The sequence below is a fragment of the Variovorax sp. J31P179 genome (assembly GCF_030316985.1).
GTDB lineage: Bacteria > Pseudomonadota > Gammaproteobacteria > Burkholderiales > Burkholderiaceae_C > Variovorax > Variovorax ginsengisoli_B.
Genome location: NZ_JASZYL010000016.1, coordinates 1 through 14,250, shown reverse-complemented (window position 1 = coordinate 14,250; position 14,250 = coordinate 1). Strand labels below are relative to the sequence as shown.

The 14,250-nt window shown below is 61.1% G+C and carries 13 protein-coding genes; 8 read left to right on the top strand and 5 right to left on the bottom strand.

From position 1 onward, the window contains the following. Nucleotides 1-38: 38 nt before the first annotated feature. A complete protein-coding gene (locus QTI17_RS29375; protein ID WP_286537222.1) occupies nucleotides 39-935 on the bottom strand; it encodes a LysR family transcriptional regulator in 897 nt (298 codons plus the stop codon). Between the two features lie 264 nt (nucleotides 936-1,199). On the opposite strand from QTI17_RS29375, the gene QTI17_RS29370 reads away from it, so the two are divergent. Beyond that, nucleotides 1,200-1,970: an alpha/beta fold hydrolase gene (locus tag QTI17_RS29370; protein WP_286537220.1), complete on the top strand. Its 771-nt coding sequence runs from the start codon at nucleotides 1,200-1,202 to the stop codon at nucleotides 1,968-1,970. Between the two features lie 746 nt (nucleotides 1,971-2,716). On the opposite strand, the gene QTI17_RS29365 is transcribed toward QTI17_RS29370, so the two are convergent. From QTI17_RS29365 to QTI17_RS29355, 3 genes are all read right to left on the bottom strand, one after another. After that, nucleotides 2,717-4,489, bottom strand: a complete 1,773-nt coding sequence (locus QTI17_RS29365) for an FAD-dependent oxidoreductase (protein WP_286537219.1) — start codon at nucleotides 4,487-4,489, stop codon at nucleotides 2,717-2,719. A 125-nt stretch (nucleotides 4,490-4,614) separates the two neighbouring features. Next, a complete protein-coding gene (locus QTI17_RS29360; protein ID WP_286537217.1) occupies nucleotides 4,615-5,385 on the bottom strand; it encodes an alpha/beta fold hydrolase in 771 nt (256 codons plus the stop codon). Nucleotides 5,386-5,422: 37 nt separating this feature from the next. Then, nucleotides 5,423-6,154, bottom strand: a complete 732-nt coding sequence (locus tag QTI17_RS29355; protein WP_286537216.1) for a DUF4286 family protein — start codon at nucleotides 6,152-6,154, stop codon at nucleotides 5,423-5,425. Between the two features lie 318 nt (nucleotides 6,155-6,472). On the opposite strand from QTI17_RS29355, the gene QTI17_RS29350 reads away from it, so the two are divergent. From QTI17_RS29350 to QTI17_RS29325, 6 genes are all read left to right on the top strand, one after another. Then, nucleotides 6,473-7,507 (top strand): ABC transporter substrate-binding protein, encoded by a 1,035-nt coding sequence (locus QTI17_RS29350; RefSeq protein ID WP_286537215.1) that lies wholly within the window; start codon nucleotides 6,473-6,475, stop codon nucleotides 7,505-7,507. Then, nucleotides 7,504-8,334, top strand: coding sequence for an ABC transporter ATP-binding protein (locus tag QTI17_RS29345; protein ID WP_286537212.1), 831 nt, complete (start codon nucleotides 7,504-7,506; stop codon nucleotides 8,332-8,334). Before QTI17_RS29350 ends, QTI17_RS29345 begins: the two co-directional genes overlap by 4 nt. After that, entirely contained in the window at nucleotides 8,331-9,182 is an 852-nt protein-coding gene (locus tag QTI17_RS29340; protein WP_286537210.1) for an ABC transporter permease, read from the top strand. The genes QTI17_RS29345 and QTI17_RS29340 overlap by 4 nt, the downstream gene beginning before the upstream one ends. Nucleotides 9,183-9,267: 85 nt before the next feature. Beyond that, nucleotides 9,268-9,636, top strand: a complete 369-nt coding sequence (locus QTI17_RS29335) for a YidH family protein (protein WP_286537208.1) — start codon at nucleotides 9,268-9,270, stop codon at nucleotides 9,634-9,636. Further along, on the top strand, nucleotides 9,633-9,977 hold the full coding sequence (locus tag QTI17_RS29330; RefSeq protein ID WP_286537206.1) for a DUF202 domain-containing protein: 345 nt from the start codon (nucleotides 9,633-9,635) through the stop codon (nucleotides 9,975-9,977). The genes QTI17_RS29335 and QTI17_RS29330 overlap by 4 nt, the downstream gene beginning before the upstream one ends. A gap of 273 nt (nucleotides 9,978-10,250) precedes the next feature. After that, complete coding sequence (locus tag QTI17_RS29325) at nucleotides 10,251-11,111, top strand: amidohydrolase family protein (RefSeq protein ID WP_286537205.1); 861 nt, start codon at nucleotides 10,251-10,253, stop codon at nucleotides 11,109-11,111. Between the two features lie 257 nt (nucleotides 11,112-11,368). On the opposite strand, the gene QTI17_RS29320 is transcribed toward QTI17_RS29325, so the two are convergent. Further along, on the bottom strand, nucleotides 11,369-12,406 hold the full coding sequence (locus QTI17_RS29320; RefSeq protein WP_286537204.1) for a LacI family DNA-binding transcriptional regulator: 1,038 nt from the start codon (nucleotides 12,404-12,406) through the stop codon (nucleotides 11,369-11,371). 535 nt (nucleotides 12,407-12,941) lie between these two features. On the opposite strand from QTI17_RS29320, the gene QTI17_RS29315 reads away from it, so the two are divergent. Next, on the top strand, nucleotides 12,942-14,024 hold the full coding sequence (locus tag QTI17_RS29315) for an MBL fold metallo-hydrolase (RefSeq protein ID WP_286537201.1): 1,083 nt from the start codon (nucleotides 12,942-12,944) through the stop codon (nucleotides 14,022-14,024). Nucleotides 14,025-14,250 lie beyond the last annotated feature (226 nt).

Genomic DNA, 14,250 nt, shown 5'->3' with positions numbered 1-14,250 from the left:
CACAGGCTGAAGGCGCGGGCAGTATCGTCATCGCGCCTTCAGCTGTTTCGGCTAGCCTGCTGCAAGGACGTGACGAATGCCTTTGCCTCCGGGGTCTGTCGATTGGACGCTTTCCAGACAACCCTAACTGGCGACAGCTCCATTTCGAAGTCTTCGATGTTCACGGGGACAAGCACGTTTGAGAAGGGCCCCTTGGAGAACATACGCTCGGCCACCAACGTGAGGATGTCGCTCGCAGAGGCGACCGAGAGAAGACTGGTGAAAGACGCGCAGTGTGTCACGGAGCGAGGCAGCGGTAGACCGCGCGCCTTAAAAGCTGTGTCTAGCAATTCGCCGCGAAATCCGGTAGGCCCCGCAAAGGCCCACTCGGCGCCGACAAGATCGGCTAGACGTCTTGCCTGCTGCAGGGGATGTCCTGGCCGACATGCAATCTTGAGGGGGTTGGGCATCAGCTGAATGGAACTCAGGCTCTTGTCGTTCTGCACGCCAGGCGCAGAGCCCACATAGAAGTCCACCGCACCGATCCTCAGTAGCGACAGCCCGGGCGGCGACAGTCCGTCCAGCACACTGACCGTCACATTGGGGTAGGACCTTCGATAGATCCGCAGAGCCTCGGGGACGATGGTTGTCCCCGCCACAGGCGTCGTGGACGCTGAAATGAAACTCTCGGCGCCTCCACGAAGATGACCGAGTTCTTCGTTGGCACGCTGCAGCTCGGCCTGAATCGCCTCTGCATGAGGAAGCAGGACGCTCCCAAACTCGGTCAGGCTGACGCCCTGGCCGGTGCGCACGAAGAGCGGAGAGCCGACGTCTTCCTCCAGACGCTGAATAGCTTTGGTGAGCGACGGCTGGGTGACCCCGAGCTTTCGAGCTGCGCTCCTGAGGCTGCCCGCTTGCACCACGGCGATGAACTCCTCAAGTTGTTTCAGTTGCATGCGTAAGACCTTTTTTGCAGCTTCCTGGCGCTGCGGACCCGACATTGTGAGCCACCGGGGCGAGCCGCCGTGGTTTGCACCCATCAACGCCCGTGGCGTTCGAAGCTTCAGCCCCTTTTCACGCTGGCGGCAGGCTCCCGGGGTTTGCCCGCATATAGCGGCTCGGAATCAGGATGCGCCGCCCGCATCTTCCTGTGCGGAAGGTGCTCCGGGAAAATTGCCGCATACAGCGCTTGAGATCAAACATCCACATTGGAAAAGACAATGAAAGATTCACTTGTTCTCGTCGGCAAGGGTCCGCACAAGGTTCTCGCACTGCACGGTTGGCTTGGCAGCGCAAGGTCATGGGGACCGATGGTTGACGTGCTCGATGGTGATGCCTATGCATATGCATTCATGGATTCCCGAGGCTATGGGGACCGGATGGGAGAACCCGGCGACTACAGCCTCGAGGAGATCGCGCGGGATGCACTGGAGGCAGCCGACGACCTTGGCTGGAAGCGATTCAGTCTCCTGGGTCATTCCATGGGCGGCGCCGCGATCCAGCATGTGTTGACCGCGGCGCGCGGCCGCGTGAACGCCTTGGTCGGAGTTAGCCCCGTCCCGGCCAGCGGCGTACCCTTCGATGCACCGACTCTGGCCTTCTTCGAATCGGCCGCGGGTGATGCCAAGGTCAGACGCACGATCGTCGATCGAGGCACCGGCGGGCGCCACAGCGGCCGCTGGCTCGACACGATCGTTGCCAACTCCTTCGCCCGCTCAACCGAGCAAGCGGTGGGAACCTATCTGCATGCCTGGGCGAAGACGGATATCTCACCCGAGGTGACCGGGCTCGAACTCCCCGTGCACGTGATCGTCGGACAATACGACGGCGCGATCAACGAGGAGTTTGCTCGCAAGACCTGGCTATCCCACTATCCCAACGCGACGGTCGAGGTGATCGCCAACGCGGGCCACTATTCGATGGATGAGACGCCCGTGGCGCTGGCCACAGCGGTGGAACGCTTCCTGAATCAGCATCCGCTGGAAATCTGATCGCTCCAGCCGCAAGCATCAAAACCGCCGGAGGCACTTGAGAACATAGAGGACGCAGCTTCGAAGCCTCCTTTGGTGGCCGGTATGCTCGCCCTGCGTTTCGATTTCCGAGGCGTCGCCGACGCTCAGTTCGCTGACCAATCGATGTGCCGCCTACAGTGTTGGACATGGTAGGTTCGACTTTCGATGAACCATCTGCTCTGTGCACAAGGATTCGTGGATGGCCGCTCAGCTTTCTCTTTCTGGCCCCAGCGGCGAGTGCGTGGAGGTTCCATAGCGGACCCAGCTCTACGAAATCGACGGCGCTCCGATGGATCGCGCTCGTTCATTTCCCGGCGTGGCGCCGACTCTCGCTTCTCACAAGCGAGCGAGAGGTGGCAACTTTTCGACACCAGGGGTATTTTTCGGAGATGAACGATCTGTCGGGCTGGCGCCGGAACTCGGGAACTCGTCCAGGGCCTCATGCAGAGATCGTGGGTGTGGACAGGCCGACTAAGTCTGATGGCCAATCCCCGCGAGCACGGAATGATTGGTGATGCCGGACGGCCTAACGCGCGAGGTTTCGGGCTGAGCGCCTCGAATGGGCAATAGGCCCCAATCGACGCCAATCGCGGCAGCCGATCGACTTGCGCAGGGAGGCTCGTTGTCGCACGTGACAACTTCAGCGAATGGCGCGGTCAGAGGCCCGGGTGACGTCAGCCGTTAGGGCGTCATCACTCGAATTCTCCATCCGCAACGGCCGAGCGCTACGCGTCGGCGGGCTCTCGATCGTTGCTGTGCAGGGAGTCGGGCGTCGCCACTTCCTTGGTTACGTCGGCACCGATCAACTGCTGCGCAGCGATGTAACCGAACACGAGGGCAGGTCCAAGTGTGGAACCAGGGGAGATGTTGCTGCCTCCCATCATGGACGCTGCATCGTTGCCGGCGGCATACAGCCCGGCAATCGGCTGGCCCGTCGTGTCCAGGACGCGACACTGCGCATCGACGGTCAGACCCGACAGCGTGCTGAAGTCCCCGGCAAGCAGGCGAATTGCGTAAAACGGTCCATGCGTCAGCGCACGAAGGGCGGGGTTCGGCTTGCAGTTCGGATCCCCGTTGCGTTTGTCTGCAAGCGATTCACCTCGCTGAAAGTCTTCATCGATGCCCGTCGATGCGAACTTGTTGAACCGCTCGATGGTCTCGGCCAGACAGTCCGGCTCCAAGCCAGCCTTTCCAGCCAGCTCCGCAACGGAATCGCCACGCAACAGGTAGCCGCTGCGGACGTGATGCTGATAGGGAAGCGGCGTTGGACGCACCATCCCCGCACCCCATCGTCGCAGGGCAGCGTGGTCGAACACGAGGTAACCTTGAACCGGACCTGCCTCGGTCCGCTCGGCCATTTTTCGTACGAAATCGTTGCCAGGTCCCGACTCGTTGCAGAACCGCCGACCCTTGGCATCGACGGCGATAAACCCAGGCTTGCCCTTGTCGATAAGGTGTGGGAACAGACGCACGCCAGACTTTGTTTCTATCCGAGAGACTGGGGTCCATGACAGGGCGTTGGGAAGCCGGCGGTCGAGAGTGGCGCCGACATCCAACGCCAGCCTCAAACCATCGCCCGTATTGCCTTCGGGCGCGAGAGGGAGGAGGGCGTGTCGCAGCGGGCCGGGTTGCAAAGCCTCGCGCTGGATTCGATCATGTGGAAACCCGCCGCATGCCAAGACCACGCCGCGGCGTGAGGCTACCGCCACTTGTTCGCCCGCGATGTTGAACACTGCGCCAGTGACCTTTCCCGCGTCTGTCATTAGACGCAGCGCCGTTGCCTCGGTCTGAATTTCCACCCCCAGATCGAGCGCCGACTTGAACAAGCGCGCCACCAATGCTTGTCCGTTGACGAGACGGGTAGTGCGGCCGTGTGTCAGAAGGTCTCTGGCAAGCCGGGCGAATCGGGACGCGACCACTTTCGCCGACTCAAGGGAACGGTACCAATTGAAGAAGTGATTGAGTTCCTTGCCGGGGCCGATCTGCATGCCCAGGAACGTCCACTCCTTCAAGGGGAGCGCCAGTTGAGTCATTCTCTGACCGAGCTTCCTTGCGTCGAACTCCGGGACCATCAGCACACGCCCGGAACCGGCTGCGCCGGGAAGCTGTGGGTGGGCGTCCCCGGCCAGCGGATTCATGATGAAACGCATCTCGGTTGTGCGGGAGGAATACTCGTCCACCATGCGCGGTGCCGCGCGGAGGTACGCCGAAGCGCGCTCGGGATCGAACAAACTCCCGGCCTCACTCTGCAGGTATTGAAGTGCGGCCTCGGGCGGGTCCACGATGCCCGCGGCGCGCGCGAGTTGACTTCCCGGAGCCCAGACCTGTCCGCCCGATCGAGCGGCTGCGCCGCCCACCACATCGGCCTTCTCTGCGACGAGCACGGTCAAGCCGGCCAGACGCGCCGAGATGGCCGTGGAGAGGCCTGCCGCGCCACAGCCTATTACGAGGACGTCGTACTCTGTGGCGCTCGGGAAATGGGTTGTTCTGTCAGACATGGATCTACTCCGTTACGGTGTGATGCGACCACAAGCGAGGTGAGCTCGAGCGTTGGTGCGCGCCGGGCGCAAGAGAATGAATTTGGGGCACGATGGGCGCGACCTCGCTTGAGAGCAGGTCACCGTCAGTCCGAAAGCGGGACACTGCGCAGGAACCGTTCGACGCTGGCCGCCAGAGCGGCAGGCGTTTCGTCCATGGCGTAGTGGCCCGCGTTCTGCATTACTTCGACACTCGCATTTGGATAGCAAGTAAGCCACGTCTTGCGAACGAAGGCTTCGTTGATTGCGCCATCGAATTCTCCGACAATGACGTGGACCGGCAGCTCCATTCCTTGCACGCGCGAGGAGATGTCGGTCTTCACCCACGAGTGGAGGTAGGCTGCGACGGCCGCAGGGGTCGAACGCTCCATGGAGTTCTCGACCATCCTGTCGAGCCACCGCCCCGAAAGGCGACTTCCTGTGCCGCGGTCGTGGATTGTTCGCCGGACCTGAGCATCCTCAGCCGCAGACTCAAAGAAGCGCAGCGTCGCTTCGTCGAACGGAACTCCGCTTGCTGGCACAGGGCTGATGCCGACCAAAGCGCGTACCCGTTCGGGGTGTGCGGCGAGCACATGCTGGATCGCGGCGCCGCCCATGGAGTGACCCAGCAGGCTAAATCGTTTCCAGCCCAGTTTGTCGGCGACGCTCAAGACGTCTTCAGCGATCTCTTCCAGGTTGTACGTGCCTGGCACGTCCTTTCGCGCGCCGTAGCCACGATAGTCGACGAACGCGTAGGTGAACGCGTCCGTGTCCAACGCGTCGACCCAGGGGCCCCATGACTTGGCGCTGCCGAACCAACCATGGAGGGCGATAACATTGTGAGGGCCGTGACCCACGACGACGACGGGATTGCTCATGACTTGTCCTTTGCAAAGATTGAATCCGTGCGCGCGATCAACGAGCGACGGCGGGCTCGGTCGCTGTCGACGCCTCGTTCACCCAACGCGGCGTGATCGAATCGAGCAGAAACCGTACGAAGCCTGGGCCTAGGGCATCGGTCAGCGGCATTGCGGCCGTGCCCACGCGGCTTAGCAAGTCCGCGTTGAAGGCAGACAGGTCATCGGTTCCAAGTTCATAGATCGCCAGGTATGTCTGGGGGAACGGCGGCGCCTTGTGCTGGGTGGCGCTCAGGCGGAATCGCTGGGCGCTCAAGAGCCCCGGCATGCGCATGAGATCCGGAATGTGCTGCTCGTCGTACCAGCGGGTGAATTCCGCCTCTTTGCCGTCAGCGGGTGTCGTCATGACGCACATCAAGTGCCGGTTCTCCGGCTGTGAGCTGGACGTCTTGCCGTCGGTACGCAAGAGGGGGCTGTCCGGGTCGAGGAGGAAGCGCACCACGGGCAGCGCTAGCGCATCACTCATGGGCATCTCGGGCGTCCCGAAGCGACGGGCAATTTCAGCGTTGAAGCCCTCAAGGTCGTCACTCTCGATGTCGTAGAGCGCAACGTAGTTTTGTGCAAACGGCGGGGCCTTGTGCTGAACGGAACTCAGGCGAAAGCGTTGGCCGGTGAGCACACCGGGTAGACGCATCACGTCGGGGACATGCTGGTCGTTGTACCAGCGTTGAAATTCCTGTTCCTTGCCCGCGGTGGGCGAGGTCATCACGCACATCAAATGTCGGCTCATCATGGCTCCTGTGGGGGGTAGTCGCGTGCGGATCACGCGGTGCTACCGATTCTTGCGGGACCCTGCAATGCCCGGAAGATGCGCCGCCCGCATCTCGATTCCCCGTCGCTATATGCGGGCAAACCCTTGTGGCAGTGTCCTTCTGAGCGACCAATAGAGACGTGCTGCAACCGAGGGCGCTTGGGGGCGCTCCGGCACGTGCTTGGGGGGCAGGGATTACCCCGATATAGCGCCCCGGAATCGAGATGCGGCGCAAGCATCTTTCGCTGGAAGGCGGGTGGCGGAAGAATTCAAGCACCCATTCAGGAGACAACGCATATGCCAGTGAATCCCATCCGGTGCGGCTTCCGCGCCCTGTTCCTCCCGCCGCTCGTTGCGTTGCTGGGATGGAGTGCATCAGCAACCGCCGAAAACCTGCCTACCAAGGTCGGAATCTATCCAGGCTCACTAGTGTCGTTCCCGGCTTTTGTTGCCCAAGAGAAAGGCTTCTATCAGGCGAACGGGCTCGATGTGTCGCTCATCTCGATCCCGGACGGGGCGGCTATGACAGCGGCAGTGGTAAGCGACAGCGTCCAGTTCGGGAACAACGCATACGACAACCTCTTCAGTACCGTCAGCAAGGGCCTGCCGGTCAAGGCGGTCGTCGGTAACACGGTCGCTCTTCCGTACGCACTCATCGTGCGCAGCGACTTTCCCCTGCCACACAAAGGTGAGGGGTACCCCAAGGTCATGCAGGACCTGAAGGGTGCCAACGTCGGGGTCATTGCGCGCGGTGTCTCCACACACTACTTGACCGAGAAGTTGCTGACCAAGGCCGGTGTGAAATCGTCCGACGTCACGTACCTAGCGGTCGGGATGCCGGCCAGCGCACGGTCTGCCATGAAGAACAAGTCGATCGATGCGTACTTGAGCCTCTGGCCGCTTCCACCCATCGTCGAGGCGACGAAGGAAGGCACCGTCATCGTGAATTTGGCTCGAGGCGAAGGTCCTCCTGATTTCAAGGACCTTGGCTACAGCCTCTGGTGGGCGAGCGACAAGACGATCGCCAGCAATCCGGAGCTGGTCAAGCGGTTTGTACGTGCCACCGAGCAAAGCTACTGCTGGTACCGCGATCCGAAGAATCTGGACGAACTGGTTGGAATCCTAAAGAAGAAGGTTCCGACAACGGAATTGAGCGACGAGCAGTACCGGACCATGATCCGCGACATGCTTCCGGCCTATGGCACTGCCGTCACAGAGAAGAGCGTCAAAGTGTGGCAAGACCTTCTGACTGAACAGAAGCAGGTCACGAAGACCTTCAAGTTCTCCGATCTCGTCGCCCCAACGGCACCGAAGGAATCGAAATGCTCATGAAACAAGCACTTGGCGCGCACCCCGCGGCGCTCGCCCCGGATCGCGCGCAGTCCCTGACCCGCCAGCGCGCCGAGCATGGGATCCAGATCGACAACGTCACCATTGCATTCGGCGGTGCGCCACCCGTCATGTCGGGAGTCAATCTGAACGTGCGCACCGGCGAATTCCTCGCCATCGTAGGTGCCAGCGGTTGCGGCAAGACGACGCTGATGAACGCGGTTGCCGGTTTAGTGCCCGTAAGAGACGGCCGCGTCTTGGTAAACGGCCATGAGCCGGTCGCCGGACAGGGCGACGTAGCCTATACGCTTGCACGGGATGCGCTGCTGCCATGGCGCACTGCACGGCAGAACGTGGAGTACGCTTTGATGCTTTCCGGTGTGGGCAATCCGGCACGCACGGACACGGCGCGACGCTTCCTGGACAACGTCGGCCTACTCAAGCACGAGAATCACTTTCCGTCGCAGCTCTCGCATGGGCAGCGTCAGCGCGTGGCATTGGCGCGGGCCTTTGCGGTTGATCGCGACATTTACCTGCTCGATGAGCCGTTCAGTGCGCTGGACGTCCAGACCAAGGTTGTACTGCACGACCAACTCCTCGCATTGTGGGAAGCGACGCGCAAGACGGTCGTGTTCGTCACGCACGACATCGGCGAAGCCGTCACGCTCGCAGATCGCGTGGTCGTCATGGGCACCCGTGGCCGGGGAATCATCGAGACGATCGATGTGGACATCCCGCGACCGCGCTCGGCCGCCGAACTCCAGGAAAGCGACGCTTTTCACCAAGTCTACAAGCGTGCATGGCACGCACTTCGCCAGGGGATGTCATGATCGATCTTGCGCAATCTGAAGAGAAATTGGCCGCGGTCACAGCCGCTCCGCCGCCCAAGGGCACGACCTTCTGGAGCGGTTCCTGGGGTCTCTACACAGGCCGGGCTCTCGTCCTGGTAGGTTTTATTCTGCTTTGGCAATTCGCGGTGCAGACGGGGCTGGCCAGCGCGGCGTTCATCAGTTCACCCGCGGCGGTCGGGGCTGCGCTGATCAACCTCTTTGGCGAAACCGATGTGCTTTCTCACCTGGCCACGACAGCCATCGAGGTGATCATTGCCTTCGCCATCTCTGTCGTACTCGGCATTTCCTGCGCGGTGCTGCTCGATCGGAACGAGCGTCTGCGGGCCTTGCTGAGCCCCTACGTCTCCGCACTCAACAGCATGCCCCGAGTTGCGTTGGGGCCGATGTTCATCCTTTGGTTCGGCATCGGGATGGCTTCCAAGATCGTGCTGGCTGCATCGTTGGGCTTTTTCATCGTCCTTGTCAGCACCATGGGAGGGTTGGCGACCGTCGATCGGGACATGCTGTTGATGTCTCGCCTCTACGGTGCTTCCGACATGAGGCTCTTTTGGTACGTGCGGTTGCCGTGGGCGCTTCCAAGCGTATTCGCGGGGCTCAAGCTCACGTTGATCTATTGCACGAGCGGTGCAGTAATCGGCGAAATGATCGCAGCGAAGAGCGGTCTCGGCCTCCTGGTACAGACCTTCAGCGGTCAGTTTGACATCGCCAGTGTGTTGGCCGTCATGCTGATCCTGATCGTCTGTGTCGTGTTCGTAACCACCGCGTTCGAATGGCTCGAGCGCAGGCTACTCAGTTGGGCCCACGGAACCACCGACATTCCCGGCTGAGCCGCCGCCGCAAAGGTCGACCGGCACGCTCGCTGGACCACCGTAGAAACGTAATGGCATCCAGCGTTGAATCGGAGTACGCGCTATGAAAATCAAGCTCTTGGACCGCCCCGCTTGGCAACGCGAAGGAGTTGAGCCCGACTACCGGTTCTCGTTGGCCAACGAGCGCACGTTTCTAGCTTGGATTCGGACGGCGCTGGCGATTCTCGCAGGAGGGATCCTTCTTGATCAGTTCTCCACCAAGTTGCAACCGCATCTCGCGGTGGAGGCCCTTGCCATCAGCCTGTGCATGCTCGCGACCCTTCTCTGTATCTTCGCGTACAGGCGCTGGGCGGCGAACGAGGTTGCAATGCGTCACTCTGCGCCGTTGCCGCACGCGCGGCCAGTCGGGCTGCTCGGCGTGTGGGCATTGGCTGTGGCTGCAATCGTCACGGTCTTGCTGGTGCTCAGATGAAAAAATGCGCTCGTCAACCTCATGCTGTTCCGTTCGACCCCGGTCTGCAGGGCGAGCGAACGGCGCTGGCGTGGAGCAGGACTGCGATGTCCATCGTCGTTTGCGCGTTGCTGGAACTGCGCGGTCTCTGGTCTATGCAGGAACGCAGTTTTTCGGGGTTGGCCCTGGCCCTGCTTGGCTGTGCGCTCGCCACCTTTGCCTATGGCGCATGGCGGCGCGAGCACCTCTTGCAGGGAATGGTGCCGCCGCGGGTGCGGGCGACATGGATCGCGTTCGTCGCTGTGACTTCCGCGCTGACAGGGGTTATGGGATGTGTCGCCTTGGTTCTGGCGAGCGCGTGACGCGTATTCGAAGCTGCGAATTTTATTGAAACGAGGAGAGCCCGAAGTGACTGTTCAACTTGAGCGCCGCTACCAGGGCGGTTGCGGGAACGAGTAGGCCACCGACGCCGTCGCCGGCGCATTGCCGCAGGGAGGCACCAGTCCGCAGCGTGTGCCCCGTGAGAGATCTACAACAAGATGATGACCTGCTGCTTCCGCACCTGCGATAAGCGTTTGCTTTTTGAACTTTGAGGGCGAATTGCCGCCGCGGTACACCGCAACAACAGACTTCCCATGAAAATCATCGACGTCAATTCACGACCGCCACACCCTGCGCTCGTTGTCGGCCGGCCGTACGCGTTGAATGTCGCGCGATCGAGCCGGGCGCGCAGGGGCATTCCCGCCGACCCGGCGTTCGAGGCCCGGTCAATGGACCTCTTCTTCGCCCAACAAGCCGACGTGGGCGTGGTGCGGACGCTGATCCACGCGGCAGCCAGAGGCCCTGGCCCGTCTCCCAACGGCGTTGTGGAAGAGATTCCGAATGAGTTTGTTGCGGCTTTGTGTGCGCAGCATCAGCAGCTCTCGGGGGTGGCGGCATTCGACCCGATCGGAAATCCAAATGCCCCGGATCAGGCAAAGCGCGCCTTTGAGGCAGGCTTTGTTGCGGCGGCGCTGATGCCCGGCTGCATGCCAGATGCTGCCAAGGCCGACGACCACCGCCTGTTTGCCTTCTATGAACTCTGCACGTCCCTGGGGCGCCCCGTCTTCATTCGCAACGGCGGCAATGCGGGGCCGGATATGACCTATGCCGATCCGCTGCACATCGATCGCTTGGCGGCCGCTTTTCCGCAGTTGAAGATCGTCGTTTCGTACGCGGGCTGGCCTTTTGCGCAGCAAATGATGGGGGTCGTCTTCAGGCGACAGAACGTCTGGGTATGTCCGGATCACTACTTCCCGGGCATGCCGGGCGAGCAGGATTACCTGGCCGCGTTGCGCGCTTGGGGCCAGGATCGGTTTGTCTTTAGCTTCTACTATCCGATGGCTGCACAGGGCCAGCGGCTCGACCAGATCCTTTCGCTCGATCTGCCGGCATCCGTGTTGGATCGCTTCCTCTACGGAAACGCGGCGGAGCTTTTTCAATTGCCGGGACTCTGAAGTCCCAATGCCCTCGAGCCAGCCATGAACGACACCAGTCTGAGCGATTCCGGTCGGGGCTCGTTGGGCAGCCGCGTCGTACCTCATTTCGATCGTCGATTGCTCTGGCCATTAACAGGCTCAGGATCAAGCCAAGCTTCAGCCTCTTGCCTAGTTTGCTGACGGTTGCTGCAGATCGATTTGTCATGCTGGCGACCGACTTGTGGCCGATCTGGGCGGGCTCTCGGGCGGGAATCTTCACCGATCGACAGTTTGGCTCATGCGCTCTCGCGCTGCACGATCGAGAACCCGATATTCACAATGGGTTGTTCGACGATGCGGCCCTCAGCACGGTCCGCGATGAACTGCGCTGCGGTTTGTCCGATGCGGGTCCCATCGATGCGAACAGTTGTAAGACTTGGGCTGACGGTTTCAGCGAAATCGATGTCCCCAAACCCGACGACGGACAGCTGCTCGGGAACGTTGATGCCTCTCAGCCGTGCCTCCGTGAGAACACCCAGAGCGAGCATGTCTGAACTGCAGAAAACCGCATCCGTTTCAGGGTGATCAACGAGTAGCTTGGCCAGGCCATCTCGCCCTTCCGCGTGAGTCGTGGGAGAGTGTCCGAAATGAACGACCGGCGAGCGCAAACTAAGACCCTTCGCGGCCTTGACAAAGCCGTCCTTGCGTCGGGCCGCCCGCTCGTCGTCACCGCTGACCAGCGCCAGTCGCCGTCGACCGCGTGTGTGCAGGAAGCGGCATACCTCCGCGCCGAGGCGCTCATGCGACAGGCCGACGAGCATGTCGATCGGCGTCCGTGTGAAATCCCAGGTTTCGACAATCGGGATGCCGGACGTCAGCAGCATGCGTCGACTTTCGGCGGAATGCATCACCCCGGTCAGGACGATGCCATCGGGGCGGCGCCCGACGATTGCTCGTAAGAGTTCGTCTTCGCGTGATCGTGCGTAGCCGATCTCGCCGAGCATGACTTGATACCCGCGAGCGTCCAGCGCCTCCGTCAATGAATGGATCATCTCACCGAAAAGCGGTCCCGTGGTTGTCGGCACCAAGGCGACCACCAGATAGCTTCTGGAAGCGCGCAAGCCCCCAGCGACGAGATTGGGTACGTAGCCCAGGTTGGAGATGGCCTCGGTTACCAGCTTTAGAGTGGCTGCCGACACTTGGTGAGGAGAGTTGATCGCTCGAGACACCGACATCATGGATACGCCTGCCAGTTTAGCGACCTCGCGAAGAGTGGCGACCGGTCGCGCGCCAAGGGCGATCGGTCTGAGATGGGCTGAATTCCGCGTCGTCATACGGCAAGTCTAGGCCCTGCGGCTGATCAACTGGATCTTCAAGAAAGCCTCAGGCAGGAACAAGGGGTTTACCCGGTATATGCAGGCATTTGTTAACGTTAACAATGAATCTGTCGCAGCGATCGAGGACGGCCGTCCCATCTCAATGGATGTCGCTTCAAACGAAGCACATCCGGTCCTTCAACAGTTCAGATAGGAGACACCCATGAACTACATACGAGCGACCTCGCTCGTGGTCGTCGCGGTCATTGCCGGCTGCGGAGGTGGAAGCGGCGGAGGGTCGGTCCCGACCTCGACAGGCGGGTCTTCCGCACCTACCGCTGGCACGAGTGCAGGCGCCTCGGAAAAGGCCATCGCAGCTGACCTGTCATCGCCACCTCCACTTTCCGCAGCCAACGCGCAGGAAGAAGAGCGGTTGGCTGCTGACCGTGCCAAGGTCGCACGCTCCACCGCGAATCGATCTCTCGAGGACAACGAGAACTAACCCGCGGCTCGTCCAGTCCACTCATTGACGTTTACCTTCGGAGAACATCCCATGTTCAAAATCCTCGCAGTGCCCAAAGTGGCGGCATTGATGGCCTTTGCCATTTCGTCTTCCGCCGCTCTTGCGCAATTGACACCGGCGACCACCTTCCCTAATCAAATCGTCGAGAAAGTTAAGAAGCACCTCAATATAGGTCGCGAGCTCGCCGCTGATGATCTCTATCCCTACTTCGCCCAGCGCTGCATTCTCGATCAGGCATACCCGGTCCTTGACGATCTGATGCAGGAACCAGGGCTTGTCGAGCCAGGCAAGGCGTTCGACGACCTCTACTTCGTTGGACAGGTTGGCGTCTCCGCGTGGGCGGTCAAGACGAGCGCGGGGCTTGTTGTGTTCGACGCCCTTAACAATGCCGAAGAGGCCGAAACGATTTTAGTGGCAGGCTTGAAGAAGCTTGGATTCACACCGGCCGACATTCGATACGTGGTCGTCACGCACGAGCATCGCGACCACTTCGGAGGTGCCAAATACCTGCAGGACACCTACGGCGCGCAGGTCGTTGCGTCCGAAGTGGCGTGGGCGTCGATGGCGACGCAGACCGGCGCGCCGGTACGCAATGTGACGGTCGCCGACGGTCAATTCTGGAAGGTCGGGGATAAGACGTTTCAGTTCTACGTCACACCGGGCCACACGAACGGCGCATTGTCGACCATCATTCCAGTGACGGATGGGCGCGACAAGCATATGGCAGCACTCTACGGAGGTTTCGGAATACCACGCACCATCGAAGGCAAGCTGACGCAAATCAACTCATTGCGCTACTTCAACCAGAAGACGCGACGCGCTGAAGTCGATGTGATCATCGGCAACCATCAAGTGCAAGACCAGTCTCTCTACAAGCTCGACTTGATCAAGTATCGCCGAGACGGTCGTGGTGACTCGGATCCCAACCCGTTCGTCCTTCAGAAGAAGCAGGCTTACACCCGCTTTCTTGCTATGCAGGAGCAGTGCGTTCGCGTTAACGCCGCCCGGACCGGACAAGTGCTACCCGACGACAGCCGAGGTGATCGTGGGTGGGAAGGGTACTGGGCCGATGGCCGCCGGGATGATGATCGCGGCAACGGCCATCGCGACTGACTAACAGGTGTGCATCTGATCCCACGCACGCCGAATGCAAGCATCCCCGGCCTTTTCTGGGGCCGGGGACATGGAAGCACTTAGAACTCGTTAGGTTCAGTATATGAAGAAGACTCTAGGGAGATGCTGATCAATGAACGACGTCGTCGGATCTGAAGACATCACGACGCGATGGGTCGCGATTTCGGTCAACGTCGCGCCGTGAGGTCTGCCCGCCGGGCGTTTT

Coding starts and splice junctions, on each gene's coding strand:
- QTI17_RS29375 (WP_286537222.1), bottom strand. CDS start 935: ATGCAACTGAAACAACTTGAGGAGTTCATCGCCGTGGTGCAAGCGGGC.
- QTI17_RS29370 (WP_286537220.1), top strand. CDS start 1,200: ATGAAAGATTCACTTGTTCTCGTCGGCAAGGGTCCGCACAAGGTTCTC.
- QTI17_RS29365 (WP_286537219.1), bottom strand. CDS start 4,489: ATGTCTGACAGAACAACCCATTTCCCGAGCGCCACAGAGTACGACGTC.
- QTI17_RS29360 (WP_286537217.1), bottom strand. CDS start 5,385: ATGAGCAATCCCGTCGTCGTCGTGGGTCACGGCCCTCACAATGTTATC.
- QTI17_RS29355 (WP_286537216.1), bottom strand. CDS start 6,154: ATGAGCCGACATTTGATGTGCGTGATGACCTCGCCCACCGCGGGCAAG.
- QTI17_RS29350 (WP_286537215.1), top strand. CDS start 6,473: ATGCCAGTGAATCCCATCCGGTGCGGCTTCCGCGCCCTGTTCCTCCCG.
- QTI17_RS29345 (WP_286537212.1), top strand. CDS start 7,504: ATGAAACAAGCACTTGGCGCGCACCCCGCGGCGCTCGCCCCGGATCGC.
- QTI17_RS29340 (WP_286537210.1), top strand. CDS start 8,331: ATGATCGATCTTGCGCAATCTGAAGAGAAATTGGCCGCGGTCACAGCC.
- QTI17_RS29335 (WP_286537208.1), top strand. CDS start 9,268: ATGAAAATCAAGCTCTTGGACCGCCCCGCTTGGCAACGCGAAGGAGTT.
- QTI17_RS29330 (WP_286537206.1), top strand. CDS start 9,633: ATGAAAAAATGCGCTCGTCAACCTCATGCTGTTCCGTTCGACCCCGGT.
- QTI17_RS29325 (WP_286537205.1), top strand. CDS start 10,251: ATGAAAATCATCGACGTCAATTCACGACCGCCACACCCTGCGCTCGTT.
- QTI17_RS29320 (WP_286537204.1), bottom strand. CDS start 12,406: ATGACGACGCGGAATTCAGCCCATCTCAGACCGATCGCCCTTGGCGCG.
- QTI17_RS29315 (WP_286537201.1), top strand. CDS start 12,942: ATGTTCAAAATCCTCGCAGTGCCCAAAGTGGCGGCATTGATGGCCTTT.